24 protein-coding genes are annotated in these 25,861 nt (G+C 48.1%); 4 read left to right on the top strand and 20 right to left on the bottom strand.

Annotated features, from left to right (window positions below):
- Positions 1–42 precede the first annotated feature (42 nt).
- Entirely contained in the window at positions 43–1,371 is a 1,329-nt protein-coding gene (locus tag NYE68_RS02060) for an amino acid permease (protein WP_003156623.1), read from the top strand.
- A gap of 1 nt (position 1,372) precedes the next feature.
- On the opposite strand, the gene NYE68_RS02055 is transcribed toward NYE68_RS02060, so the two are convergent.
- From NYE68_RS02055 to NYE68_RS02045, 3 genes are all read right to left on the bottom strand, one after another.
- Positions 1,373–2,134: a YqcI/YcgG family protein gene (locus NYE68_RS02055; protein WP_015416762.1), complete on the bottom strand. Its 762-nt coding sequence runs from the start codon at positions 2,132–2,134 to the stop codon at positions 1,373–1,375.
- Between the two features lie 64 nt (positions 2,135–2,198).
- Positions 2,199–2,828, bottom strand: coding sequence for a LysE family translocator (locus tag NYE68_RS02050; RefSeq protein WP_007409057.1), 630 nt, complete (start codon positions 2,826–2,828; stop codon positions 2,199–2,201).
- A 63-nt stretch (positions 2,829–2,891) separates the two neighbouring features.
- The gene (locus NYE68_RS02045; RefSeq protein WP_003156626.1) at positions 2,892–3,353 is read right to left on the bottom strand and encodes a MarR family transcriptional regulator; all 462 of its coding nucleotides are present in this window, start codon (positions 3,351–3,353) and stop codon (positions 2,892–2,894) included.
- A gap of 113 nt (positions 3,354–3,466) precedes the next feature.
- Between NYE68_RS02045 and NYE68_RS02040 the strand changes: the two genes are divergently transcribed.
- Entirely contained in the window at positions 3,467–4,999 is a 1,533-nt protein-coding gene (locus NYE68_RS02040; RefSeq protein WP_003156627.1) for an MDR family MFS transporter, read from the top strand.
- Between the two features lie 41 nt (positions 5,000–5,040).
- Here NYE68_RS02040 and NYE68_RS02035 read toward each other — a convergent pair whose 3' ends face one another.
- From NYE68_RS02035 to NYE68_RS02020, 4 genes are all read right to left on the bottom strand, one after another.
- Entirely contained in the window at positions 5,041–5,994 is a 954-nt protein-coding gene (locus NYE68_RS02035; protein ID WP_014416851.1) for an L-lactate dehydrogenase, read from the bottom strand.
- Positions 5,995–6,264: 270 nt separating this feature from the next.
- Positions 6,265–8,244, bottom strand: coding sequence for a starch-binding protein (locus NYE68_RS02030; RefSeq protein WP_039252855.1), 1,980 nt, complete (start codon positions 8,242–8,244; stop codon positions 6,265–6,267).
- 229 nt (positions 8,245–8,473) lie between these two features.
- Positions 8,474–8,962, bottom strand: coding sequence for a DUF6773 family protein (locus NYE68_RS02025; protein ID WP_020955284.1), 489 nt, complete (start codon positions 8,960–8,962; stop codon positions 8,474–8,476).
- 91 nt (positions 8,963–9,053) lie between these two features.
- On the bottom strand, positions 9,054–10,487 hold the full coding sequence (locus NYE68_RS02020) for a YfcC family protein (RefSeq protein WP_007609251.1): 1,434 nt from the start codon (positions 10,485–10,487) through the stop codon (positions 9,054–9,056).
- A gap of 133 nt (positions 10,488–10,620) precedes the next feature.
- Between NYE68_RS02020 and NYE68_RS02015 the strand changes: the two genes are divergently transcribed.
- Positions 10,621–11,742 carry a M20 peptidase aminoacylase family protein gene (locus NYE68_RS02015; protein ID WP_053573760.1) on the top strand — a complete coding sequence of 374 codons (1,122 nt, stop codon included), beginning with the start codon at positions 10,621–10,623 and terminating at the stop codon, positions 11,740–11,742.
- Positions 11,743–11,776: 34 nt separating this feature from the next.
- On the opposite strand, the gene NYE68_RS02010 is transcribed toward NYE68_RS02015, so the two are convergent.
- The 10 genes from NYE68_RS02010 to NYE68_RS01965 form a co-directional block, all read right to left on the bottom strand.
- Entirely contained in the window at positions 11,777–12,658 is an 882-nt protein-coding gene (locus NYE68_RS02010) for a glycine betaine ABC transporter substrate-binding protein (RefSeq protein ID WP_015416757.1), read from the bottom strand.
- The gene (gene opuAB / locus NYE68_RS02005; protein ID WP_003156639.1) at positions 12,658–13,506 is read right to left on the bottom strand and encodes a glycine/proline betaine ABC transporter permease subunit OpuAB; all 849 of its coding nucleotides are present in this window, start codon (positions 13,504–13,506) and stop codon (positions 12,658–12,660) included. Before opuAB ends, NYE68_RS02010 begins: the two co-directional genes overlap by 1 nt.
- On the bottom strand, positions 13,507–14,763 hold the full coding sequence (gene opuAA / locus NYE68_RS02000) for a glycine/proline betaine ABC transporter ATP-binding protein OpuAA (RefSeq protein WP_003156640.1): 1,257 nt from the start codon (positions 14,761–14,763) through the stop codon (positions 13,507–13,509).
- A gap of 381 nt (positions 14,764–15,144) precedes the next feature.
- Positions 15,145–16,347 carry an MFS transporter gene (locus NYE68_RS01995; protein ID WP_324636147.1) on the bottom strand — a complete coding sequence of 401 codons (1,203 nt, stop codon included), beginning with the start codon at positions 16,345–16,347 and terminating at the stop codon, positions 15,145–15,147.
- Positions 16,348–16,462: 115 nt separating this feature from the next.
- The gene (locus NYE68_RS01990) at positions 16,463–17,551 is read right to left on the bottom strand and encodes a toxic anion resistance protein (protein ID WP_060675281.1); all 1,089 of its coding nucleotides are present in this window, start codon (positions 17,549–17,551) and stop codon (positions 16,463–16,465) included.
- A gap of 6 nt (positions 17,552–17,557) precedes the next feature.
- On the bottom strand, positions 17,558–19,180 hold the full coding sequence (locus NYE68_RS01985; RefSeq protein WP_144464863.1) for a YceG family protein: 1,623 nt from the start codon (positions 19,178–19,180) through the stop codon (positions 17,558–17,560).
- 73 nt (positions 19,181–19,253) lie between these two features.
- Positions 19,254–20,027: a TerC family protein gene (locus NYE68_RS01980; RefSeq protein ID WP_003156644.1), complete on the bottom strand. Its 774-nt coding sequence runs from the start codon at positions 20,025–20,027 to the stop codon at positions 19,254–19,256.
- A gap of 38 nt (positions 20,028–20,065) precedes the next feature.
- A complete protein-coding gene (locus tag NYE68_RS01975; protein ID WP_003156645.1) occupies positions 20,066–20,644 on the bottom strand; it encodes a TerD family protein in 579 nt (192 codons plus the stop codon).
- A 32-nt stretch (positions 20,645–20,676) separates the two neighbouring features.
- Positions 20,677–21,258, bottom strand: coding sequence for a TerD family protein (locus NYE68_RS01970; RefSeq protein WP_003156648.1), 582 nt, complete (start codon positions 21,256–21,258; stop codon positions 20,677–20,679).
- A 23-nt stretch (positions 21,259–21,281) separates the two neighbouring features.
- Positions 21,282–21,878, bottom strand: a complete 597-nt coding sequence (locus NYE68_RS01965) for a TerD family protein (protein WP_015239102.1) — start codon at positions 21,876–21,878, stop codon at positions 21,282–21,284.
- Between the two features lie 275 nt (positions 21,879–22,153).
- Here NYE68_RS01965 and NYE68_RS01960 point away from each other — a divergent pair, with 275 nt between their 5' ends.
- Positions 22,154–23,149, top strand: a complete 996-nt coding sequence (locus NYE68_RS01960; RefSeq protein ID WP_060563032.1) for an LLM class flavin-dependent oxidoreductase — start codon at positions 22,154–22,156, stop codon at positions 23,147–23,149.
- A 44-nt stretch (positions 23,150–23,193) separates the two neighbouring features.
- Here the strand turns inward: NYE68_RS01960 and NYE68_RS01955 are convergent, their stop codons facing one another.
- Genes NYE68_RS01955 through NYE68_RS01945 form a run of 3 tightly spaced genes read right to left on the bottom strand, consistent with a single transcriptional unit; the run spans position 23,194 to position 25,700 of the window.
- Positions 23,194–24,033: a metal ABC transporter permease gene (locus NYE68_RS01955; protein WP_222835625.1), complete on the bottom strand. Its 840-nt coding sequence runs from the start codon at positions 24,031–24,033 to the stop codon at positions 23,194–23,196.
- A complete protein-coding gene (locus NYE68_RS01950) occupies positions 23,991–24,686 on the bottom strand; it encodes a metal ABC transporter ATP-binding protein (RefSeq protein ID WP_003156655.1) in 696 nt (231 codons plus the stop codon). Before NYE68_RS01950 ends, NYE68_RS01955 begins: the two co-directional genes overlap by 43 nt.
- Positions 24,687–24,740: 54 nt before the next feature.
- Entirely contained in the window at positions 24,741–25,700 is a 960-nt protein-coding gene (locus tag NYE68_RS01945; RefSeq protein WP_064107327.1) for a metal ABC transporter substrate-binding protein, read from the bottom strand.
- Positions 25,701–25,861: the final 161 nt, after the last annotated feature.

Genomic DNA, 25,861 nt, shown 5'->3' with positions numbered 1-25,861 from the left:
CTGACGGCCGCAATCTAAGCTTTGATAAAGGGGTTGAACTTCATGAGTAAATCACAGGACCAGCCTAAAGGGAATCTCGCTTGGTGGCAGCTCTCCTTAATCGGCGTCGGCTGCACAATCGGGACGGGCTTTTTTCTCGGGTCCAGCATCGCTATTGTCAAAAGCGGATATTCCGCGCTGATCTCATTTCTTATTGCCGGGCTTGGCACCTATTTTGTCTTTGAGCAGCTCGCGAAGCTCTCGGCCAAACAGCCCGAAAAGGGGTCTTTTTGCGCTTATGCGAGAAAGGCTTTCGGCACTTGGGCCGGTTTCAGCAACGGATGGGTGTACTGGTCGTCCGAGATGCTGATCACTGGAAGCCAGCTGACAGCGATCTCGCTATTTACGAAGCATTGGTTTCCGAATGTGCCGCTGTGGATTTTCGCCTCCATCTATGCGGTGCTCGGTCTCTTGATTATATTTACGGGGCTGTCCGTTTTTCAAAAAACGGAAAATGTGCTCGCTGTTGTCAAGACGGCGGCGATTGTTATGTTTATCGTCATCGCCATATTGGCGCTGTGCGGTATATTTTCTCATAAACCGGATGTGCAGGTGCCGAACGAATCAAAGGATTTGTTCCCGCACGGAGCGATGGGGTTATGGACCGGATTGATTTATGCGTTTTACGCCTTCGGAGGAATTGAAGTCTTGGGGCTGATGACCGTGCATTTGAAAAAGCCGGAGGAAGCCTCAAAATCAGGCCGGCTGATGCTTGCCGTTCTTGCGGTGATTTACGTCATTTCTCTCGGCCTGGCGCTGCTGTTAGTGCCGCTGGGCAAATTCACCGAACAGGACAGCCCGTTTATTACATCGCTGAAGGGTTTTCATTTAGATATCATTCTTGATATTTTTAACGGGATTTTTATTATTGCGGGATTTTCCACGCTCGTCGCCTCGCTGTTTGCCGTGACGACATTGCTTTGTACGATGGCAGATGACGGAGATGCGCCGAAATGCTTCAGATTAAAGGAAAACAAAAAAATCTGCTGGCCTGCGCTCGGATTGACGTTTGCCGGACTCATCGTCTCCATCATCCTGTCATTGGTGCTGCCGAAAAATATATATGAACACATGACGACCGCGGCGGGCCTGATGCTTCTTTATACGTGGCTGTTCATTTTGTTCTCGGGCAAGAAACTGCTCGAAACGACAAAGATGGGAACCGTACAGATTGTTATCGCCCTTGTGCTGATTGTCGCGGCCGTCTCCGGGACGCTGTTTGAGAAATCGAGCCGGCCCGGTTTTCTGGTCAGCCTTTGTTTTCTCGCCGTCATTGCGATCGTGACATGGATCGTACAAAAAAAGCAGGGACACAGCCCTGCCGGATCATAGCTTATTTCGTCGGTTTAAACAGTCTCTTCAAATAAGAAAAGGGACACTTTGACACTTGCGTCTCATCATCACGGAGGAAATATTGCTTCCATTCTAAATTGTCTTTTCCTCCGTACCACCCCAATCGGGGATGAAGAGGGGCTTCATCATACGCCTCTAAGCGTTTTCTGATCAGCCGGCTCATGTTTCGTCCGAACGCGGTTGAATCATTTAATCCTTCGAAAACCCATCTCGGCTGAAACGCGAGCATAAAAAACGGGAAGCTTCTGCTTTGTCTCGCTTCATGCGCAGGCGTCGCGCACAGAATAAAATACGGCTCGCCGTCAAAGCAGAACTCCCATTTATAATGTTCAGGGTCTTCCGGTATGTCTTCCGGCCAGTCTTTCGGATCGCAGCCGCTCAGCCGGTTTAAAAAAGACCAGAACAGCTCTTCATACGCCTCAATGGAATAATACTCAGCTAAATCCTCAGGCGTATCAAAAATCACAAGCAGCGACGCGTATTTTCCGGTATTCCTTGAGATCTTTCCGTACTCGGACAGCAGTAGTCCCACTTCCTCCGGGGTTCCCTCTTCGCGGGGATCACCCGCAAAGGATATCCGGAGCTGATCTGTCAAAAATCCCTGACGTCCGGGAATGCACGGAAACGCGTCCGCTTTATCGCCTACTTTTTCTGATAGAAGCTCAAAAGCGATTCTCTGCCAATTTGGCAGATCCAATAACTTTTCCTCAAGGCAACTTTTTGTGTACAGCTCGCTTGCCATCGGCCCACCTCCAGTATCGTCATGATACGTTATGATGGAGATAGGCGATGGGTGACTCTTCTATTTATGAGATGAGCATTTGAATCCCCTGCCATCCGAAATAAAACCCGAAAACGATCAAAGACACACCCGCCGCTCCCGTCAGCCAGCGGAGCGCTTTTTCATGAAGGAGATTTCTGAAAGTGCTCGCGGCGACCGCCATGCAGAAATCCCAGATCAAAATGCCGAGAAGAATGCCGGAGCTGTAAATCAAAAGCTGATTTGCATCGAAGGATTCAGCGGTTTTAGCGAGGATGCTGCCGTATATGCCGAGCCAGAATAAAATGCTCAGCGGATTGGAAAGAGAAATAAAAAATCCCGCGCCGAATGTTTTGTAAAAAGCCGGTTTTCCTTTTCCGCTTCTGACATTCATGGCTTCCCTGATATTTTTTAGCGTTTCGACTCCCGTATAGGTCAGCACGAAAAAACCGAAGAGCCACAAAAACGTTTTTACAAAAGGAGCGGTCAAAAATTGAGACAGCCCGAAATAGATCAGAATCATATACAGCCCATCCGCGGCCATGGCGCCAAGACCGAAAATCCATGCATGCCAAAAGCCGTTTTTGATGCCTTTGTCAATTTGCGCCGCATTGACCGGTCCGACAGGTGCTGACAATGACAGCCCGAGAACGATGTAGCTTAAAAAGATGTTCATTGGCTTCCCCCTCATTCATGCAACTTGTACAAGTTATTCATGAATGGGCCGTGCTATGATATATTATTTTAATTTCTCAAGCTCGTCTTCCATCATGTCCGTCGCTTTTCCTAAAAAATCGAATATCAGCCGCAGTTCTTCTTCTTTATATTGCCGGCAAAGGCTGATCGTAGACTGGGATAAGGAGCTGAACAATTGCTTCACATTCGCCTTTCCGGCTGTCAGCGGCACGATAATCACCCGACGTTTGTCTTCGGGGTCTTTTTTCCTCATGACATATCCCGCTTTTTCGAGCCGGTCAATGAGCGCCGTTACCGAACCTGTGCTGAGACCGGTTTTTTTCCCAAGCTCGCCTGCGGTCATCGGGCCTGCTTCATTTAAGATATCAGCTGATTTTAAATCGGTCGGAAACAGACCGAGAGATTGAGCGGCCGCCTGATGAAACAGGATCGTCCTTGTGGCCATCTTTCGGAATAACTGTATCGCGGTTTCCTCCGTCTCGCTTCTGGTATTTCTTGTTGACAACTGACAGGCCTCCCTATAAAATCAATTTATCTTGACGATCAAGATAATTTTCGGCAAATCTAATATGATCATAGCAAATTTAATGATCAAAAGTAAGTATGGGAGGAAAAAGCATGGAACAAACAGCCGCGAAGGACGCCTCGACGAAGTTTGTCGTCATCGGTCTTTTGCTGGGCATTTTAATGTCGGCTATGGATAATACAATCGTTGCCACTGCGATGGGAAATATCGTGGCGGACCTCGGAAGTTTCGATAAGTTCGCGTGGGTGACGGCATCATACATGGTAGCCGTTATGGCCGGTATGCCGATTTACGGAAAACTGTCCGATATGTACGGACGCAAACGTTTCTTTTTATTCGGTCTTATTCTTTTCTTAATCGGATCCGCGTTATGCGGAATCGCCCAAACAATGGATCAGCTCATTATTTACCGCGTCATTCAGGGAATCGGCGGAGGCGCGCTGATGCCGATCGCCTTCACGATCATTTTTGATTTATTCCCGCCGGAAAAACGCGGAAAAATGTCGGGCATGTTCGGTGCCGTTTTCGGCCTGTCCAGCGTTCTCGGGCCGCTTTTAGGCGCGCTCATTACCGACTCCATCAGCTGGCACTGGGTGTTTTACATCAACGTGCCGATCGGTATTTTATCATTGTTTTTTATTCTTCGTTATTATAAAGAATCCCTTGAACACAAGAAGCAGAAAATCGACTGGGCCGGCGCAATCACGCTGGTGGTTTCCATTGTCGGTCTGATGTTCGCTCTTGAGCTCGGCGGAAAAACATATGATTGGAACTCCGTGCAGATCATCGGTCTGTTCGCTGTGTTCGCCGTGTTCTTTATCGCCTTTTTTATTGTGGAAAGAAAAGCGGAAGAACCGATTATCTCATTTTGGATGTTTAAAAACCGTTTATTTGCTACGGCACAGATTCTGGCGTTCCTTTACGGAGCCACGTTCGTCATTTTAGCGGTGTTTATCCCGATCTTCGTTCAGGCTGTGTACGGAAGCACCGCGACAAGCGCGGGCTTTATTTTGACGCCGATGATGATCGGTTCTGTTATCGGAAGTATGATCGGCGGAATTTTCCAGACGAAAGTGCGGTTCCGCAATTTAATGCTGATTTCCGTGGTCGCTTTCTTTATCGGAATGCTGCTGCTTTCCAATATGACACCGGATACGGCGCGTACGATGCTGACGGTATTCATGCTGATCTCAGGATTCGGCGTCGGCTTCAACTTCTCACTGCTGCCGGCCGCGTCCATGAACGATCTGGAGCCGCGTTACCGCGGAAGCGCCAACTCAACAAACTCGTTTTTGAGATCATTCGGTATGACGCTCGGTGTGACGATTTTCGGAACCATCCAGACGAATGTGTTTACCAATAAGCTCACAGATTCATTCAGCGGCATGAAAGGAGCGGGCGGCGCGATGCAGAACATCGGAAATCCGCAGGAGATTTTCCAGGCCGGCACGCGCGCCCATATTCCGCCGCACATTCTGGATCGCATTATTGACGCCATGTCGCAAAGCATCACATATGTATTTACGCTTGCGCTGGCGCCGATCGTCATTGCGGCCGTTACCATTTTGTTTATGGGAAAAGCGAGAGTAAAAACCTCTCAGGAAATGGCGAAAAAAGCGAATTAAAAAAAGCAGTACATGGCGTTTGTCATGTACTGCTTTTTTGTTTACTCTGCGAAATGCGGAGCGAGAATATCTTTCAGCACGTTTGCGCTGCGGCTGAATTGAGCCTGTTCTGTTTCATTCAGCTCAAGTTCCGTCACACCTGCGATGCCGTTCCGATTGACGACGGCCGGAACGCCGATAAAGACGTCGTTTACACCGTATTGGCCGTCCAGATATGTGCTGACGGTTAAAATGCTGTTTTCATTACGCAAAATCGCTTTTGTGATGCGGGCGAGGCTCATCGCCACTCCGTAATATGTCGCGCCTTTTTTCTCGATAATATGGTAGGCCGCGTTTTTCACATCGTCAACGATCTGATCCAGCTCGTCCTGTTTGTAAGCTGCATTTTTCTCCAGCAATTGCTGCACCGGCACTCCGCCGATATTGGCGTGACTCCATACAGGAAGCTCGGTATCGCCGTGCTCGCCGATAATGTGGGCGTGTACGTTTTGCGGAGCGGCTCCGAAGTATTCACTCAGCATATAACGGAATCGCGCAGAATCCAGTGTCGTGCCGCTGCCGATGACGCGTTCTTTCGGCAAGCCGCTGAATGTCCAAGTCGCATAAGTGAGAATGTCGACCGGGTTTGTGGCAACGAGGAAGATGCCGTCAAATCCGCTTGCCATTACTTCACCGACAATGCTTTTAAAAATGGCGAGATTTTTTTCGACCAGCTCAAGTCTCGTTTCGCCCGGTTTTTGATTGGCCCCTGCACAGATGCACACGATATCGGCATCCTTGCAATCCTCATATGTGCCGTAAGACGTTTTGACCGGATGAGGCGCAAATGCCTTTCCGTGATTTAAATCCATGACATCTCCCATGGCTTTTTCTCTATTTACATCAATGATCACAAGCTCATCTGTGATCCCTTGGTTAATTAACGCAAATGCATAACTGCTTCCAACAAAACCTGCTCCGATTAATGCTACTTTGTTCACTCGTTCGTTCATCATGTATGCTCATCCTCCAGTGTTTCGTGGTGTCTGTTTTTATCTTGTGAAGTATTTCACATTTATATTGTGCAACACTTCACAAACTTTTGCAAGAGAAAAGTTTGATTGTTGGACAAAAAAATATCGGTGATGGTTTCCAGATTGTTGACAACATCCTAAAACGGAACCGTTTTAGGATGTTGTCATCTTTTCAGCGTGATTGAAGACGCGCTGTCCCTTTCCCAGAAGCGGGGGTTTGCCGGCACGCTGATGTGATGATGGCCCTATCCATTAATGTGGAAGATAACCATTCAAACCGGAGTTGTTATACAAACCATTCTGCACATAATCAAAGCCGGGCTGGTTCTGTCCGGGCACTTGGGCGCTGCCATTGTTAAAAATCACTTTGGCATTGGCCGTATCCGTATTCGCAGGCAGCGTCAGCGTGTACATTCCATTTGCATTCTTAGTCATGGCTTTCCCCGGCCACGATCCGGTTAATTCTATGGCCCTGCCTCCATCATGTTTATAGATATAAGCATTTACCTGGCCCCAATGGTCCGGGTTTTGATAGCCAATGATGTTGGTTTGGGACGGGTCTTTTTTGACAAATGTGTATTCTTGGGTTCTCGCTGGACCCTCGCCGTTCGTTCCGGTTAATTTGATGTTGTATGTCGTGCCGATTGGATCTCCTTTCCCGATCGTTAGTCGGTCTCCATCCTTAAATGCTGTCTGCTGCCCATTATTGATTTGGTAAACGGCTTTTGTTGTTTTCGCATTTGCACGCAGGGTGACCGTCAGCTGATCATTGAAAGAATGGACTGCCCCCGTTTGGTAATTCTCAAGAAAGACATGAGGCGTATTTCCAATATCATCAGGATAAAGAACAGCCGCCGATCTGGCATTGATCGTACCTGTCAGTTTGCCGTTCGCTACTTGAAATGAACCGGCGCCGGCCCTATTATCATACCTGCCGTCAGGTAATTTCGCTGAAGTATTGATGGTGACAGAAGAGGATCCTGCATTTGCCAGCACAACGCCTTTTGAGCCGCGCTGATTCATAAAGATTTGGTTGTTCCCATTCGGATTCGAGAGTTCCTCAGGCTGCCCGGCCATTACATTGTGAAATGTATTGACCGCAGTAATCGCCTGATCTTTAAATAAGGCGCTCCCGCGATCTCCTATTTGACTTTTTCCGGGAAATCTTACACCATTTCCTCCGCCCTCAGGTCTGGAAAAGAAAAGAGGCGTGCTTCCTGAGCGGGAACCAATCACTGCCCAGCCTAAACGAATATCGTCATCACTCATCCATGTGGACTCTTCATCATCATTGGCATACGTATCATGTGATTCCACCCATGTGACTAACTTGTCCGCAGACACGTCAGATGCATAACGGGAGATATTCGACACACTCAGATTACGGTTCTTTAAAGCGGATCTGATGGAATGCCCGTAGTTAGAAGCCGTCACATTCATATAATTCGCATAAGCAGTATCTCTGGACGCGCTGTCTTGCAGGATTTCTCCGTATTGGAACTCCGCCGATGTATTTGTGATATTCGGCCAAAACTGGCTGCCGTAATTCCCATCATCCGGAAGCTCTATATGCTTGGCGGCATCATAGCGGAATCCGTCTGCTCCGTCATTCAATGCTCTTTCCAAGAAACGTTTCAGATAGGCCTGCACCTCAGTATTCTGTGTATTCCAATCATACAGCCCAAGCAAGGAATTTTGAGTGACGTCCCATCGATCCGACCAATTTTTAATTTGTGTGTTTCCATGGGTCCAGTTTGGAATACGCTTAATCTCGTCAGAAATCGCGCCATAATCGCTGGTAGTATGATTGATAACCGCATCGACAATGACTTTTACGCCATACTTTTCCGCGGCTGCACACATGTCCTTAAATTCTTGTTCAGTGCCTAAGTAACGGTTGCCGATTTGGTACGATGTCGGCTGATACAGCCAGTACCAGTTCCTCATGCTTTTATCTCCTTGGTTCCCTTCCTTTACTTGGTTAATCGGAGACGTCTGAATGGCTGCATAGCCCGCATCACGAATATCTTTCATATTTTGTGTTAACGTATTGAACGACCAATTCCATGCATGAAGGATGGTCCCGTTTTTGACCGATGACGCGGTCACCTTATTCGATTTGTTTGCAGTTTCAGCGTTTGCAGCCGCCGGGCCTGACAAAACCAAATGAAACAGCAATAAAAATCCGGCGAATAACGGCAGTAAAGAGGTTTTGAATCGTTTTTCAAACATTTTTGACACTCCTTATTTCATTTTTGAAGACTGACTGCGGAGTCAAAAATTCCTCTTACTCTTTCTTCAGCTCCTTTCAACTGTTGTGAAGACTGGATAATTTTGTTAACGCTTACATTTCAACTTATCACACTCTCTCTATCAAAGCAACGTGGCAGAGTGAATTCAAATCTATATTCCTATCAATTAAAAAGACTTCCCGCTTTCAAACAAAAAAAGAAACCACCTGTCAAGATGATTTCTTTTTTATTTCTTTTATCGCTCTTCTGTAAGACAGCTTCACAATGACATACCGAAGCAGAAACAGAATGCCTCCGCAGACGATAAAAAGAAAGATCATTTTCAGCCAAGCAAAGAATGTATGGGGAAACCCCCTGTCGTACATCGTAATCGCCGCTGCCGCAAAAGTGACCGCAATTGAATCTATCCGCTGCTGCTTCACCCGCTTTTGCAGTTCTTCTTTGGTGTCTATTCTCGGCATGAGCATTCCCGACGCTCCCGCCCTGATGCAATAATAAACAATTATAATGAAGAAAACCGCCAAGCTTCCGGCCCATTCCCTAAACGGACAGTTCAGAACAAGTCCGCGTACGATGATGTCAAGCAAAGACAGTGTGCCCACAAGCATTCCGACTTCTGACCAAATCATTCGTTCTTTCTCTTTCACACTCTCACTCTTTCCATTCACGTTTGAAAGTCCGTTCCGACGCTGATTCATGACTTCCTCCCGTACTATTAAGAATGGCTTACAACTCCCATTATATCTTGCCGATTCATAATGATAAACCGAAATATCATTGACAAAAATGTTAATAAGGGCCCCAATTGATCAGGACGCCTATGCAGATAAACACGAGACCGATGACAAACCAAATCAGCGCCAGCGGAATCATGAAGCGAAGCCACTTTACGTACGGAATGCCGCTGGCAGCCAGTACGGCCATCAGCACGCCGGAAGTCGGATTGACACAGTTTACGACGCCTTCTCCGAGCATGACCGCTTCAACCGCGACCTGTCTCGTGATGCCCATCAGATCGGCAAGCGGCGCCAAGATCGGAATAAATACGACCGCCTCCCCTGAGCCCGATGAAATCAGAAAATGAAGCAGGGCGCTGGAAATATACATTCCGATTGCGCCTGCCATCGGGCTGAAACCGTGCAGCAGTGACGCTAGTCCATTGACTACCGTATCAAGCAGCTTTCCATGTTCCAGGATAACGGAAATGCTTCTCGCCATTCCGACGATCAGTGCACCGTAAACGAGCCCCTGACAGCCTGTAATAAACGTTTTTGCGATATCATTTGCCGCCATTCCCGCAATCAGGCCGGACACGATTGAGATAAAAATGAACACGGCGGCCATCTCTGAATCAGACCAGCCAAGAGTAAGCGCGCCGTATAAAAAGCCGGCAAGCGACAAAGCCGCAACAGCCAGAATCAATTTATGGCGGACGGTAAACGGGACATGCTTGTCCTCCGGCTCAGAAACCTGCGGGAGTGAACCTGCCGCCGGAAACCAATCGTTCCCCAGCAGACTGGCATCCTTTGCTTTTCTGAGTTTTCTCGTATACCGATAAATATATAAAATAGATGATAACAGAAAACAAATGTAGACGGCAATCCGCAGGCCGATACCGGAAAACAGCGGCAGCTCCGCGATGCTTTGTGATAACCCGAGCGGTGAAGGTGATAAAATCGTCGCGTTAAACCCGGCATAGCAGCCGATATAAATGACGGCCGCCCCGGCCACGGCGTCCCATTTCAGCGAGCGGGCGACGATCAGGCCGATCGGAATAAAACCGATCACGGAATTAACGACGATGCCGGTTGTGCCGAGGATCGAAAATAGAGAGCCGACAATCGCAATAAACAGCAGCTGTTTTGTGCGGAACGTACTGATGACATTACTGATCAATCCATTGATGGCGCCCGTTTTCTCCAAAATCGCAATGGTGCCGCCCGTAAACAGGATTAAAAAAATAATCGGCGCGGAACTTGTCATCCCTTCCTGAATCGCGGTAAAAAAAGCGATCGGGCTGACAGGAGACTGGTCTAAAGAATGATAGCTTCCCGGGACGGCGGACGTCACACTGCCCTTTGTCACTCTGTCAAATTCCCCTGCGGGAACGATGTACGACGCTATCGCGCATAGTAAAGCGACAATGAACAGCAGCACATAAGCATCAGGCATCACAAACAATTTCTTCTTTTTCAATACAGGTTCGGCCTTCGGCACAGCCATAACATCACCATCCCGCTTTAAATTTATAAACTATTCAGAAAATACAGATATGTGCTATATTATATACAGACCGATTGCCTGTTTTCAATATCAAAAATAAAAAACAGACAGCTTTTGAAGGAGGACTTACGGCATGAACAGACTCACAGCGCATGAAAAGCAAGTCATTATGGATATTTTTGACCACCTGCACGCCAATCCCGAAGTAAGCTGGAAAGAATATCAAACAACTGAATATCTGACTGAAAAACTGAAAGAGGCCGGCTGCCGGACCCGCACGTTTGATGATTGTACCGGTGTTGTCGGCGAAATCGGAGAAGGCTCGCCGGTTGTGGCTGTCCGGGCGGATATTGACGCGCTGTGGCAGGAAGTGGACGGTGTCTTTCAGGCGAACCATTCATGCGGACATGATTCACATATGACGATGGCGCTCGGCACGATGATGCTTTTAAAGAGTCAGCCGAAACTTCCGAAGGGCACCATCCGCTTTATTTTTCAGCCAGCTGAAGAAAAAGGCGGCGGAGCGCTGAAAATGATTGAAAAAGGCGTACTGGATGATGTTGATTTCTTATACGGCGTGCACGTGCGCCCCGTACAGGAAACGGCAAACGGCCGATGCGCACCGTCCATTCTGCATGGCTCAAGCCAGCATATAGAAGGCCTGATTATCGGAGAAGAAGCCCACGGCGCGAGACCGCATCTCGGCCTTAACAGTATCGAAATCGCCGCCCTTCTCGTCCAAAAACTCAGCTTCATTCATCTTGATCCCGGCATCCCGCATTCCGTGAAGATGACAAAGCTTCAGGCAGGCGGTGAGAGTTCCAATATCATTCCGGGAAAAGCATCGTTCAGCCTTGACCTCCGCGCACAAACCAATGCCGCCATGGAGAAATTAACCGCCGAAACCGAAAGAGCCTGTGAGGCGGCGGCTGCCGCATTCGGCGCAAAAATCGAACTGCAAAAAGAACACAGCCTCCCGGCAGCCGAGCGAAACAAAGAGGCGGAATCCATCATGGCATCTGCGATAAGCGGCATTCTCGGAGAAGAACATGTGGATGAACCTCTTGTGACAACCGGAGGAGAGGATTTTCACTTTTACGGGTTAAAGGTGCCAAACTTGAAAACGACGATGCTCGGCCTAGGATGCGGTCTGCAGCCGGGGCTTCACCATCCCCAAATGACATTTGACCGAAGCGCCATCTTTACAGGCGTTGAGATATTAACGGCTGCCGTCCTCAAATCGTTTGAAGCATAAAAAAAGCAGCCCGTTACAGGGCTGCTTTTCCTCATTACTTCTTCAGATCTTCAATTGAATTGACGTTTTTCATGTACTGAGGAACGACCAGACCCATCTTGACGCCTGTCAGACTCGTTCCTACATCTTCATATTTGCCTTTATATTTAGACGCATATGCCTTATGGGTATTCGGAAGCCAAGCAGACAATGACGCATCCGCGCTGCCTGTCGCAATCGCAGTCCACATCGGTCCTGCCTCCACTTGCGTCAGCTTCACGTCATAGCCGAGGTCTTGAAATACTTTTCCGACCACGTTCGTACTTGCGATTTCACTGTCCCAAGCCACATATGCCAGGTTAATTTTATCCCCTTTGACTTTATGGGCGCCTTTTGTCCATTGAGCTACTTGATCTTTGTGTTTTTTCACATATTCAGCAGCGGCTTTGGCCGGCTTTTCGCCTTCTTCAACGGCAATCATGACTTCTCCCATATCGTCCTGCGTCCATTTGAACTGGCTGAGAACTTTGGCCGCGTTAGGCTGTTCCTTACTGAAGCCGGTTCTTGTAATCGTATGAATCTGCTCGGCAGTTCCGTACGTTTTTTTCGGATCATCAAGGAACTTCAGCTTGTATCTGGAGAACATCCAGTGCGGCGTCCAGCCCGTTACGATGATCGGCTTTTTCCGGTCATATGATTTCTTCAATGTCGCCGTCATGGCAGCACTTGACGCCGTGACGACATTCCAGTCTTTCAATCCGTAATCCTTCACGGCCTCATCCGTCAGGGCCATGATTCCCGATCCCGGATCAATACCGATAATGGTTTTGTTCACCTGGTCCGCAGCCGTTGCCTTACCATCAGTCTGCGAACCGCAGGCAGCCAAAGAAAGAGCCAGCGCAGCGGTAACGCCGACACCGATGATTTTCTTAAGCATCAGGCATTCCCCCTGCTCTTCTTCTTCACTTTAATGTTTTGCGTGATACGGTCGAGTGTAATCGCTACGATGACGATCGCGATACCCGCTTCCACTCCGACACCGGTTTTCAACTGTGTCACGGCGCTGTATACTTCAGAACCGAGGCCCGGCGCACCGACCATGGCCGCGATAACGACCATTGACAAAGCAAGCATGATGCTTTGGTTAATACCGGCAAGAATTGTTTTTGTGGCAAGCGGAAGCTGCACCTTGAACAGGCGCTGAGACGTCGTTGAACCGAATGCTTCCGTCGCTTCGATCAAATCAGCCGGAACTTGTTTAATACCGAGAACCGTCATGCGAATCGTCGGAGGCATCGCGAAAATAACAGATGCCACGACGCCTGGCACAACCCCGATATTAAAGAAGAAAATTGCAGGCAGCAGATATACGAAAGCCGGCATGGTCTGCATTAAATCCAGAATCGGTGTAACAATGCGGCGGACCGTTTCTTTCTGAGACGCCCATATGCCGATCGGAACCCCGATAATAATGGAAATCAAAACAGATGTGACGACAAGCGCCAACGTTTGCAGCATCGGCGACCAATAGCCCAAATAATCAATAACAAGGAATCCGATTAACGTAAAGAGTGCAATTCCTCTCGTACTGATCCACCAAGCGAGAGCTGCAAAAATAACAGTCAATAAAATAGACGGGATGAAACCCAAACCGCTCACAATCGCGTTTACGAAAGCGGCCAAACCGTTTGAGATTCCGTCAAAGAAACCTCCGAACGTCATGGTAAGCCAGTCAACAAACCGGTCAACGATATCTGCTAACGGAATTCTAGGCAATCTGTCCATTTACTTCACCCCCTGAACAGAAGAATCCTGAGCTTGTTCAGCAGAATCTTCAACATTTATATAATCGTTATTTCCTGAAAGCGCGCCGATTAATGCGCCTTTCACGACAATGCCTTTCATGCGGTCCTTATCGTCCGTGACGGCGATCGGAATATTCGCATCAGACACGACATCGAAAATTTCCGTCAAGTACGTGCTTTCGTGCACAGTCGTAAATTCAGTATTTAAAATATCCTGAAGCGATAAGTCGGATTCCACCGCTTTTTTCGCATCCGCCGCGTGAATGACGCCGAGAAGCTGTTTCTGTTTATCAACGGCGTAAATAGAAGAAATACCGAGATTCTTCATGAGCTGCAGCGCTACACGAGGCCCTTTGTCAATCCGCACGGTTTCAGCGCGCTTCATGATGTGGCCCGCTGTCAGAACTTTGGATAAATCAACGTCCTCAACGAATTTCTCAACGTATTCATTGGACGGGCTCATCAGAATTTCTTCAGGCGTCCCGATCTGAACGATGTTACCGTCTTTCATCAGCACGATTCTGTCGCCGATGCGCAATGCTTCATCAAGATCATGCGTGATGAAGATGATCGTCTTGCCGACAGAGTCATGAAGGTCTAAAAGCTCATCCTGCATGTCTTTGCGGATCAGCGGATCAAGCGCACTGAAAGCTTCATCCATCAGAAGAATGTCAGGATCATTCGTCAATGCGCGGGCAAGTCCGACACGCTGCTGCATTCCTCCGCTGAGCTGATCTGGGAATTGGTGTTCAAAGCCTTCAAGACCGACAAGTTTAAGCGAATCAAGCGCTTTTTGCTCACGCTCTTTTTTGTCGACGCCTTGAAGCTCCAGGCCGTATTCCGTATTTTCAAGAATTGTTCTGTGCGGAAACAGTGCAAATTTTTGAAAGACCATGCTGATTTTTTTCCGGCGCACTTCCCGGAGCTGGTCTTTTGACATATTTGTTATCATGTCACCATCAATATAAATATTCCCGGCAGTCGGTTCAATAAGCCGGTTTAACAGCCGAACTAAAGTTGATTTACCGCTCCCCGATAGACCCATGATGACAAATATCTCCCCATCATATACATCAAAGTTTGCTTGATTGACACCAACGGTTGATCCGGTCGCTTTCAGGATCTCTTTTTTGTTTTTTCCGCTGGACAGCATCTGAATGGCTTTTTTTGTCTGTTTTCCGAAAACCTTAGATACATTTTCGACTTTTATCTTAATTGGTTTCTCATCCAAATTCATATTTTCCCTCCATAATAAGCAATCTTTAATACCGTAACACGTTTGTAATAAGTCAAACAAACATCATAATCCCTTTTATTTTGTATCATTACTTTAAAAACATCCCTGTGTCTTATTTTCCTCTGGTATGCTTCTAAATACTCTCTAATCCTCCTTATTGAGGATAAATTATAAAGGAAACCGGGCTTTTATCAGGCTTGAGAACGTTTCCATCGAATGTGCTGCAAACTGATTTCCTATCCTTTTTTTACAAATACAAGAATTTTTTTGCGACATTGTCCCGGAAAAAGAAGTTTTCCCCTCCTAAAAATAAGGGATATTAAGGAAAAATATAGGTCTGCCGACAGACAGCTCACTAAAAAAAGCACCTCAAAAGGGTGCTCATTGCGCAAGCTCTGTCTGTTTCGTTTCTTTTCCGAGAATAATAATGGTGATGACGGCAACCAGGATGGCCGCACAAAAGACGGCGAAAATTGCTGTAAACGAAACGTTCCGGGCTGCAAGCGATCCGACGAGAAGCGGACCGAAAATGCCGCCGATTCTGCCGACCGCCGCCGTTGTGCCGGAACCGGTCGCACGGATCGCCGCAGGATACTGCTCCGGTGTATAGGCGTAAAGCACGCCCCATGCGCCGAGATTGAAGAAGGACAGCAGCATGCCGGCCGCGAGCAGCATGGCCAGTGAATCCGTGGCACCGAAGAAATAAGCGCTGCCCGCCGTTCCGAGCAAATAGATGACTAAGATGGTCTTCCGCCCCGCTTTTTCGATCAGCCACGCCGCAGAGAAATATCCGGGAAGCTGGGCAAGTGTCATCAGAAGGACGTATTCGAAGCTCTCAATCATGCTGTAGCCTTTCATCAGCATCACGCTCGGCAGCCATAAAAACATGCCGTAATATGAAAAGACGACGCAGAACCAAACGACAGACAGCAGCACCGTCGGCCGGATATACGGTTTCGTCCAGACACTTCCCGCCTGCCCGCGTATGCTTTTTTTCTGCGGCAATGCCTGATGCGCCGGTGATTCCGGAAGGCTTTTCCGCAAGTACAGCGCATAAAATGCGGCCAGCGCCGTTAAGAGCAGCGCGGCCTGCCAGCCGAATGACGGTATGACAAAGTAGGAAATCACCGCCGCAAGAAGCCAGCCCGCGGCCCAAAAGCTCTCAAGCAGCACGATGATCCGTCCCCGCTTTTCGGGAGGGGACGCTTCTGACACGAGCGTCGAGGCGACAGGCAGTTCCCCGCCAAGCCCCATTCCGATCAGAAAACGCAATATGAGAAAAACCGTCAATCCCGTTGCGAAAGCGGATATGCCGCTTCCGACAGAAAAGAATAACAGCGTGATCATAAACACTTTTTTCCGGCCGATCCTGTCGGCCAGCATTCCGAATACAAAGGCGCCCGCTGCCATACCGATGGAATTGACGCTTCCGATCCATTTCATTTGATCGGGTGTTAAATTCCAATCAGTGTGAAGCGCGGCGATAATAAACGATAAAATTCCGACATCCATCGCATCAAACAGCCAGCCCATTCCGGCAATCGCCAGAAGTTTTCGCGGAGTGACGGCAGGTTGTTTGTTCATAAGCAGCACCTCAAATCGAAAATGATTACCGTATAAGTTTACACCTGTCTTTACACATTGTCATTATCTTTTTTCGCAAAAAAATCCCGCTTGCCGTAAGCAAGCGGGGTGTGTGTTAATTCTTTAAGACTGCGTTTTTAATATTATCCTGAAGCTGTTGAATCCGTTTCGCGCCGTCTTCTCTGATACGTCTGTTCTCTTCTTCGATCTGTTTCGTTTCCTGCATACCGCTGACAATCGTATTCCAAGACGTTTCAATCGTCTCAATGTCAATGCTCGGACGGCCTGCCATACGGGCAATCTCCACGCTTTGGTTTGAAATATTTTCAGCGTTTCGCTTCAGCATTTCATTCGTGCGGCGGTCCAGCTCGCTCATTGAATCAGCCACAAGCTTTTGCCGTTTGACTGTGACAGCCTGAATGATGCCGTTTTTGAAAATCGGAATCGTAATGACGAAAGCGGAATTGATTTTCCCGATGAGCTTCGTATTTCCGCGCTGAAGGAGGCGGATCTGCGGCGCCGTTTGCAGCGCCACCATCCGCGCCATATCTAAATCATAGACACGTTCCTCAAGCGCCTGAAGCCCGTCACGCAGCGTATCAAGCTGCATTTGCGCAAGCTGGTTTCCGCCTGCCGCTTTTTCTTCATAAGAAGGAATGAGCGCCTGCATTTCCTCAAGCTTCATCTGCCCGGCAACGACATATTTTTCAAGCTCCATGTAGTAGTTAATGTTGTTTTCATACATCTCTTCAAGCGTATGGTTCGTCTTTGCCATTTCATCTTTGTATTTTGAAATTTCGACGTGGATTTTTTCAATTTCTCCGCCCAGGGTGCGGTACTTTTGAAAAATCTTTTCAATCATACTGTTGCCGCGTTTGAACATTTTAGCGAGAAATCCTTTTGGTTCATCGAAATCATTTTTGTCAAAACGGTCCATGATTTTTCCGAGCTGCGTCAGCATTGTGCCTGAATCCGTGACACTTGTTGTTTTCATCATATTTAAGATGCGGTCGGAGAACTTCGAGATTTCAACTGCCGGTTCTTTTCCGTACTCAAGCAGCTCCATTTGGTTTTTCACGTCAATCTGCTGCGAAATGCGCTGCACCTCAGGGTCGTGGCGCAGCTGCACCCTGATGTCATCTGCTTTTTGTTCAGAAATCTCTTCATTTTTATCAAGAACAAGCGGATTTTGATTTTCTGTCATGTTTATTTACTCTCCCTGCTTTTGCGTAATGGTTCTAAACAGCTTTCTTACGAGTGACGGCTCCTTATATTCCTGCCGAAACACCATGTCCTCCAGCCAATGGACATCAAATTGGCTTTCTTCAATATAATGCTCAATGTCCTGATGGCCCGGCGGATTATACAAGATGATATCGACGCCGAATTTATTTAAAAACAACAGAGCGGCGGCGTCAGAACGTGTAAGTTCGCCATTTTGTTCCGTATGATATAAAACGAGTTTCGGAACGGTTTGGGCGTAATCAAACGTCTGAATCAATTGCAGCAGCGAAGCGGGCAGGTTCGTCGCCTGGCGGAACAAATAGATTGCGGCATCCCTTGCCTGCTCCCCGGGCAAAGCCTTCAGCCCTGGGTTTCTGCACATGTCAGAAATCACATTGGCGATGGCGTTCTGCACGCCTGACGGGAGATGCTTGTACTGCCAGATGTTGCTTCTTTTCAGCCTGTCCGCGTCAATCGCTCCTTCTTCGTTCAAAACCTGACTGTAGTGATACTGGTAGTTGGCTTTCAGCTCTTCCGTAAACGGAAAACTGCGGATCATGTGTGTCTCCTGATAGTCTGCGGCGGTATGGAGTCTGTTCCAATATTCTTTCGTATCTTTGGAAACCCCCATCACTTTCGCAAAAAGGTTCGGAACGGCCACCCGCTCCCTGTCCGCTTTAAATTGCGGCCGGATAAACGCCCGCTCCTTCGCAATGAGAAATAACTCATCATACGTCGTTTTTAATGTCACGGACTGCGGGGTATGATCCCTGAACTGCCAAGGCTTATACATCATAGATTCCTCATGGTTCAGCACATGCTCAATTTCTTTCGTTGACCGGTAGGCCGTCGTGGACGTTCTGTCCGGCTTTTCTTTCGGGAATGGCTCAAGGCCGCCTGTTGCGGGGAGCTTTATCACAAAGCTGAGTTCCTCATCCGGATCAATCAAGCTGAACGGATCTTCCGCAGCCGGATGAAACAATAGGACGTCACAGCCGATCAGCATGAGATAATAGAGAAAATAGAGCTGGCTTTTGGCAGCGTCTCCATACCACACCACCTTCGGCATCTCACGCTCTATATCGGCTTGTTCAAGCCATGGATTCAGGTGGTTCAGCGAAAACTTTGACACATCCAAGAGCACACGCCGGAAATCGGGATGATTCAGCCCGTTTTCATGCCGGTCCGCAAAGGTTTCCAAAAGCGTCATAAACGCGGTTCTCAGCCGGCGGTGCATAAGCGGATCAGCGTGTTTGGCAAGCAGCCTGCCCCCATCGAGAAACGCGACAAACCTGGAAACCGAAAGCCCTTTCTCTTTTTGATTGACCGAATGGATGTGCTGCAGCGCCTGAAACGTTTCAGGCGCAATGGTCTTATCCAGCGTCTCGCTTAACACATGGATGTTTTCATGAGAAGACAGCTCGAAAAGCTTATTGTAATACTCCGTCTCATCATAAGGAGTGCCCAAAATCCGGACGGCAAGACGGGTAAACGCCAGCCCGTTTTCCCGCTCGTAACCGGGACGTTCCGGCAGCGGCCGCATCAGAAACGTTTCCCAGTCATCGTTTTCCGGCTCGGCCTTTCGGATCACCAATTCTTCCTGCTTCATCATTTTCCTCCTTTCTCTTCATGATTATCGGTACAAAAAAGGAAGGAAATGAAACTCTCCCTCCTTTTTTGTTTTATTCTTCTTTAGATGCAGCCGTTTGCTCCTGAACCTGCTTTTGTTTGTTGAAATAGTGGATAATAAACGTTACCACAAACGCAGCGATGATGATTCCGAAGAACACAACGTGCGGCATTTCATAATCAAAGGCGCTCGCCGCCATTTTCACGGCGATGATCCCGATCAGCACGAAAGCCGTGTTTTCAAGCTCAGGGATTTTATCAATTAAAACAAGGAATACTTTTGCGACTGTACGCATCATGAGAATGCCGAGCATACCGCCGATCAAGAGCACCCACACTTTTTCCGATACCGCAAACGCGGCCAGAATGCTGTCAACAGAGAAGGCCAGATCCATTAACTCAACTGAAACGACAGTGGCCCAGAAAATTCCGAACGTACGGACCATCCATGAATTTTTCTTCATGCCTTCCGTATCGTCATCACCTTCTCCGATCCAGAAATGCTTAATGACGAGCCAAGCCAGGTACAGCGCGCCAAGCACTTTGATCCACCAGAACTTAATGAGCAGCATTCCGATCCCGATAAAGATAAAACGGAAAATATATGCCCCGAACAATCCGTATGTTAATGCTTTCTTCCGCTGTTTTTCAGGCAGATGCCTTACCATCACCGCAAGCACTAACGCATTGTCGGCCGACAGCAGCCCTTCCAGCAGAACCAAGGAACCGATCAGCCCCCATGATACAGGGTCAGTCAGCACCTCACCCCACATTTTCCAATCAAAAAAGGAAGCGTAGGTCGACATAATATGATGTAGAAAATCCAAGTTTTTTCCTCCTATTTAGTAAAACGGTAATTTCCTGCTTACACCTGCAAGCCGTAATTCCGGCAAAGTGATGCCAGACCGCCGGAAAACCCGCTGCCGATGGCGTTAAACTTCCACTCAGCCCCATGGCGGTAAAGCTCACAAACGACAACCGCCGTTTCAATCGAGAAGTCTTCCCCTAAATCGAAACGAAGCAGTTCATTCTGGCTGTTTTCATCGACGACGCGCACGAACGCGTTAGACACTTGTCCGAAATTTTGGCCGCGCGCTTCCGCATCATGAATCGTGACGGTGATGCCGATCTTTTCAATATTTGCGGGTATTTTTGAGAAGTCGACGATAATTTGTTCATCGTCTCCCTCGCCCTCGCCCGTCCGGTTGTCTCCCGTATGGATGACGCCCCCGCTCGGGTGTTCCAGGTTATTGTAGAAAACAAAATCAAGATCATTTACACAGTTGTCATGGGCATCGACAAGAAAAGCCGACGCGTCAAGGTCAAAGTCATGCCCTCCGGAGTACTTGTTCGTATCCCAGCCTAAACCGATCACCGCTTTTGTAAGACCGGGGTTCGTTTTTGTCAGATCAACACGCTGTCCTTTCGCCAATTGAATAGCCATGTGCTGTCTCTCCCTTCTGTGTTTGATATGGTTCAGCCGATTTGCAGGCCGTAATCTGTCGCAATACGGGCCAGTCCGCCTTGGTAGCCTGAGCCGATCGCGGAAAATTTCCATTCGCCGTTATGTCTGTAAAGCTCCCCTGCGATAATGGCTGTTTCAATTGAGAAATCTTCAGCCAGATCATAACGGATCAGCTCTTCATTTGTTTCTTCATTGACAATGCGCACGAACGCGTTGGAAACTTGTCCGAAGTTTTGGCCGCGCGCTTCCGCTTCATGAATCGTGATGACGAATGAAATTTTGTCAATAGCGGCAGGCACCGCGCTCAGGTTGACCCTTACGCTTTCGTCATCGCCTTCGCCCTGGCCTGTCAGGTTGTCGCCTGAATGTGCGACAGAGCCGTTTCCGCCTTCAAGCTGATTATAGAAAATGAAATCATCGGGCGACGCGCATCTTCCTGCTTCATTTAATAGAAAGACGCTGGAATCTAAATCAAAGTCATGTCCGCCGTCGTATTTGTTTGTATCCCAGCCAAGGCCGACAACGACTTTAGAAAGACCCGGATTTGTTTTAGTCAAATCTACTTTTTGTCCTTTTGCCAATGAAATTGCCATGAGTGCACTCTCCTTTTTATCGTTTAGGCGTATCGGTTAACGATATCGCCGATTTTTGTATCGTTTGTGCCTTCTCCTACTGCGGCGAATTTCCACTCGCCGTCCTGGCGGTAGATTTCAGCCGCGATCAGGCTCGTTCTGCCTGAATAGTTATCTCTTAAATTGTAAGTCACCAGTTCTTCGCGATTAGCCTGATCAACAACGCGGATGAACGCGTTTTGAATCATGCCGAAGTCCTGTTTTCGTCTGACGCAGTCGTAAATATTGACGACAAACACAAGTTTATTAATCTGAGCGGGCACTTTCGCTAAATCGATGAGAATTTGTTCATCATCGCCGTCGCCTTCACCCGTCAGGTTGTCACCCGTATGTACGACACCGCCGCACCGGCTTTTCAGATTGCCGAAATAGATGACGTTTTTGCTGTCTGTCATTTTATCATTTTCAAGCATCAGTACGGAAGCGTCACAGTCGATATTGGCACCGCCTCCGCCGAACAGCTTTCCGAAAAAGCCCCCGGATGATACAGGGTCCCAGCCGAGTCCGACCAGCAGTTTTGACAGACCGGCTTTTCCTTTTGTTAAATCAATCCGCTGTCCTTTTTGTAAAGAGATCGCCATATGATTCACTCCTATTCTGTAAGGGTGCCGCTAAGCACGCCGCAAGTGCGCATTTTTACTAAATTCCGGGACAAGAATCCCGGTGTTTATTAAGATATACGTCTTTTATTATATCAAAGTTTCATAAAACATAAGAATTTTTGGCGAAAAACGGCGAAAAATTACTTCCTATATTCTCCTTCTTTCCGGAGAGAATAGAGAAAACAAAGAAATTGACGAAGACTGAACATTTTTCCTATCCTTGTATCAATACATGTCAGGAAAGGGGCAGACGAGTGATTGATTTAAGCATACTTGATCAGGCGCCCGTATCCAAAGGAAACGGGCCGCACGAGACGCTCCGCCGTTCAGCGGAGCTCGCCCGCCTCAGTGAAGGATGGGGCTATAAGCGGTACTGGTTTGCCGAGCATCACGGCACAAGAGGGCTCGCAAGCGTTTCGCCGGAAATTATGATCGCTCATACCGCCGCAGCCACAACGTCCATCCGTGTCGGATCAGGCGGCGTGCTGCTGCCGCAGTACAGCCCCTATAAAGTCGCGGAAACTTTCCGTCAGCTTGAGGCGCTGCATCCGAACCGGATTGACCTCGGGGTCGGACGCTCACCGGGCGGCACGACGAAAATCCGGCTCGCCCTCACAGACGGGGTAAAGAAAAGCATGACCGAGTTCAACAGGCAGCTTCAGGATTTATCATCCTTTCTGACAGATTCGGTTCCCTCGGACCATGCTTATGCCGGAATAAAAACAGCGCCCTTGATTGAAACAGCCCCGCAGCTTTGGGTGCTCGGCCTCGGGGAAAACAGCGCCAGACGCGCCGCTCTTCAAGGTGCGGGCTATGTCTTCGGCCATTTCATTAACCCGGAACGCGGGGAAAAAGCTTTTCAGATCTATCGGGACCATTTCCGGGCCTCCGCCCATTTTTCCGCTCCCGCCTCGCTCTGTGCCATTTTCGTCATATGCGCGGCTACGGATGAGAAAGCGGAAGAACTCGCCTTAAGCCAGGATTTATGGCTTCTTCGTGTCGGAAAAGGCGCCGACAGCCGCGTGCCGAGTGTGGAAGAAGCGAAGGCTTATCCGTATTCGCCGGAGGACCGTAAACAGATAGAAGAAAACAGGAAGCGGATGGTGATCGGCTCTCCTGCCGCAGTGAAACGCCGTCTGCTTGAACTTTCCGAGCGGTATCAGACAAAAGAGATGATGGTGCTGTGCAACGTCTTTGATTTCGAAGCAAAAAAAGAGTCATATAAGCGTCTTGCTGATATATTTCTGTAAAAAAAAGCCGTCAAACGGAGCAGCAGATGAGACTGCTGCACCGCTTAACGGCGGTTTTTTCGTTCTTTTTCTTTTTTAAACGCATTCCAAATCCCCTGCAGCGTAAACCCGAGCAGAAGCAGAATGATTAACAGTAAAGTGATTGACGGCCCCGGAGGCGTTCCGAGCTGGTACGAAGACGTCAGCCCCATGAACACACTGAAAAGAGAAATAATAATGGCTGCCGCAAACACCCATTTAAACCCTTTGGCGATACGGATTGCAAAAGCCGCGGGCAGTACGAGGAGTGCGGAAACGAGCAGCACGCCGATAATCGGAATAATGACCGAAATCGCCAGCCCCGTCACGATGCTGAATGACATTGACAGCAGGTTTGTGTTAATGCCTGATGTCTTCGCCGTCGCCTCGTCAAAAGTAAGCAGATAGAGCGGTCTGTTTAATATAATGAAATAAAGCAGAATCAGCAGGGTAATGCCTCCGATAATATAGACCTGCTGCTGGCTGACCGTGACAAGCGATCCAAATAAATATTGATCGATGCTCATCGACGCGCCGCCTTTTGACAGGCTGATCAGAAACATCGCAAACGACAGCCCGGCCGCCATTAAGATTGCGATAGATACCTCGGAATATGTACGGTACGCCCGCCGCATGTATTCAATGCCGATCGCTCCGATCGTGACGACAACGATGCTCGCCGCCGTAATATTGGTACTGAGAAAAAAACCGATGGCCACGCCCGACAATGAAATATGAGACAGTGTATCCGCCATCAGCGCCTGTCTTCTCAGCACGAGATATACGCCTAATATCGGCGCCATAATTCCGATCATGCTTCCCGCTAGAAAAGCTCGTCGCATGAATTCCAAGTCAAACATTTCCATCCGCCTTTTTCCCCCCTTTCAAGCCGTATGACTTTATCCAGATACTGCTGTACTTCGTTTTGTTCGTGTGTCACCATGACGACGGTGCGGTTGTGATTTTTCACCTGATGGTGCATAAATTCGTAGAAACCCTGTCTGCTTTCATAATCAACCGCGGTTGTCGGCTCATCAAGCATCAGCAGATCCGGATTGCTCGCAAGCATTCTCGCAATGCAGATTTTCTGCTTCTGTCCGCCGGATAAATCGCCGATTTTCCGGTGACGGAAATCCCACATTTCCACCATCTTCAGCGCGTTTTCCACCTCGTGGTGATCCGTTTCGTTCAATCGTTTAAACCATTTTCCCTTCGTATAACGGCCTGATTGCACAAGCTCCAGAACCGTGCTTGGGAATCCTGCGTTAAATGAAGAAATCTGCTGCGGAACATAGCCGATTGTCAGGCGTTTTCCGGCTGCGTTTTTTTTGCTGATCTCGGCCGTTCCTTCCCAAGGTCTGAGCATGCCGAGCATGACTTTCATCAGCGTCGATTTTGACGCGCCGTTCGGTCCTGTAATGCCGACGAATTCGCCGCTTTTGATTTCCAGCGACACGCCGTCAAGCACGGGTGTATGCGAATAACCAAAAACGATATCCTGTAATGTAACGAGATTCATGCTGACCTTCCTTTCCCGCATAGAAATAGTGTGCACCCCGCGGCGCACACTATGTTATTTAACCAATAGCGAATCTTTCAGTGCATCAAGGTTTTTCTCCATAATGTCGATATAACCGATGCCTTTATCCCGTTCTTTTTGGCTTAAACCTTCCAGTGTATTGAGCACTTCCGTTTTCGCGCCGATTTCACCGGCAAGTGTATCTGCAACTTTAGGCGATGCAACTTCTTCAAAGTAGATGATCTTCACATCATGCTGTTTGGCAAACGTTTTGAGATCCGCCAGTTTGGCCGCACTCGGCTCTTCTTCAGGAGAAAGGCCTGCAATCGCGACTTGTTTTAAGCCGTATTCTTTGGCGAGATAGCTGAATGCCGCGTGCTGTGTGATCAGTTCTTTTTTCGCCGCTTTATTTAATGTTGTACGGTATAGTTTATCAAGATCCTGCAGTTTTGCAATATATTCTTTACTATTTTTCTCATAGTATGCTTTATTCTTCGGGTCCTGTTTTACGATCTGCGCCGTAATGGTTTTGACCTCTTTTTGCGCAAGAACCGGGCTGAGCCACACGTGAGGGTCCATGCTGTGGCTGTGGTCATGACCGCCGTGTCCATGTTCCTCTTCCTCTTCATCCGAACCTTCGAGTAAGTCAATTCCTTTTGACGCCTTTACAAACTTCGCATGATCAGAGCTCATGCTTTTTTCCGCTGAAGGAACCCATGTCTCCATATATTCGCTGTTGTATACGAAAAGATCGGCGTTTTGAATGCCGGCGATATCCTTCGGCGTCGGCTCCCAATCATGGGGTTCGACCGAAGACGGGATGAGAATGTCTACATCGCCTTTGTCTTTGACAATTTGTTTCGTGAATTCGTACATAGGATAAAAGGTCGTCACGACGTGCAGTTTGCCGCTTTTTGAAGAACCTGACGAACCTTTTGAAGATGAATTGCCGCAGCCCGCCGCGATTAAAAAGCATGCCGCAATGACAATGATTCCGCTCCATTTTTTAAACAAGCCGTTTCCCCCTGTTCTGTAAATCAGAATGATGACGATTTCCAAAGCGTTCTTTCTCGTTCATTTGTTACCTATACCATAATAAAACGAAGTAATTACGTTTTGCAAGATATTTTTTTCTAAATTAATATCCAATTTACCTAAAAAGCCCCCGCCATGTA

This window comes from Bacillus sp. FSL R5-0447 (genome assembly GCF_038606125.1).
Lineage (GTDB): Bacteria > Bacillota > Bacilli > Bacillales > Bacillaceae > Bacillus > Bacillus velezensis.
Note: the sequence above shows the minus strand (reverse complement) of the source record. Positions and strands in the feature narration are given on the sequence as shown.

What these genes read in the sequence shown, in the direction of transcription:
- NYE68_RS02060 (WP_003156623.1), top strand. Translation starts at nt 43, where the DNA reads ATGAGTAAATCACAGGACCAGCCTAAAGGGAATCTCGCTTGGTGGCAG.
- NYE68_RS02055 (WP_015416762.1), bottom strand. Translation starts at nt 2,134, where the DNA reads ATGGCAAGCGAGCTGTACACAAAAAGTTGCCTTGAGGAAAAGTTATTG.
- NYE68_RS02050 (WP_007409057.1), bottom strand. Translation starts at nt 2,828, where the DNA reads ATGAACATCTTTTTAAGCTACATCGTTCTCGGGCTGTCATTGTCAGCA.
- NYE68_RS02040 (WP_003156627.1), top strand. Translation starts at nt 3,467, where the DNA reads ATGGAACAAACAGCCGCGAAGGACGCCTCGACGAAGTTTGTCGTCATC.
- NYE68_RS02035 (WP_014416851.1), bottom strand. Translation starts at nt 5,994, where the DNA reads ATGATGAACGAACGAGTGAACAAAGTAGCATTAATCGGAGCAGGTTTT.
- NYE68_RS02030 (WP_039252855.1), bottom strand. Translation starts at nt 8,244, where the DNA reads ATGTTTGAAAAACGATTCAAAACCTCTTTACTGCCGTTATTCGCCGGA.
- NYE68_RS02025 (WP_020955284.1), bottom strand. Translation starts at nt 8,962, where the DNA reads ATGAATCAGCGTCGGAACGGACTTTCAAACGTGAATGGAAAGAGTGAG.
- NYE68_RS02020 (WP_007609251.1), bottom strand. Translation starts at nt 10,487, where the DNA reads ATGGCTGTGCCGAAGGCCGAACCTGTATTGAAAAAGAAGAAATTGTTT.
- NYE68_RS02015 (WP_053573760.1), top strand. Translation starts at nt 10,621, where the DNA reads ATGAACAGACTCACAGCGCATGAAAAGCAAGTCATTATGGATATTTTT.
- NYE68_RS02010 (WP_015416757.1), bottom strand. Translation starts at nt 12,658, where the DNA reads ATGCTTAAGAAAATCATCGGTGTCGGCGTTACCGCTGCGCTGGCTCTT.
- opuAB (WP_003156639.1), bottom strand. Translation starts at nt 13,506, where the DNA reads ATGGACAGATTGCCTAGAATTCCGTTAGCAGATATCGTTGACCGGTTT.
- opuAA (WP_003156640.1), bottom strand. Translation starts at nt 14,763, where the DNA reads ATGAATTTGGATGAGAAACCAATTAAGATAAAAGTCGAAAATGTATCT.
- NYE68_RS01995 (WP_324636147.1), bottom strand. Translation starts at nt 16,347, where the DNA reads ATGAACAAACAACCTGCCGTCACTCCGCGAAAACTTCTGGCGATTGCC.
- NYE68_RS01990 (WP_060675281.1), bottom strand. Translation starts at nt 17,551, where the DNA reads ATGACAGAAAATCAAAATCCGCTTGTTCTTGATAAAAATGAAGAGATT.
- NYE68_RS01985 (WP_144464863.1), bottom strand. Translation starts at nt 19,180, where the DNA reads ATGAAGCAGGAAGAATTGGTGATCCGAAAGGCCGAGCCGGAAAACGAT.
- NYE68_RS01975 (WP_003156645.1), bottom strand. Translation starts at nt 20,644, where the DNA reads ATGGCTATTCAATTGGCGAAAGGACAGCGTGTTGATCTGACAAAAACG.
- NYE68_RS01970 (WP_003156648.1), bottom strand. Translation starts at nt 21,258, where the DNA reads ATGGCAATTTCATTGGCAAAAGGACAAAAAGTAGATTTGACTAAAACA.
- NYE68_RS01965 (WP_015239102.1), bottom strand. Translation starts at nt 21,878, where the DNA reads ATGGCGATCTCTTTACAAAAAGGACAGCGGATTGATTTAACAAAAGGA.
- NYE68_RS01955 (WP_222835625.1), bottom strand. Translation starts at nt 24,033, where the DNA reads ATGGAAATGTTTGACTTGGAATTCATGCGACGAGCTTTTCTAGCGGGA.
- NYE68_RS01950 (WP_003156655.1), bottom strand. Translation starts at nt 24,686, where the DNA reads ATGAATCTCGTTACATTACAGGATATCGTTTTTGGTTATTCGCATACA.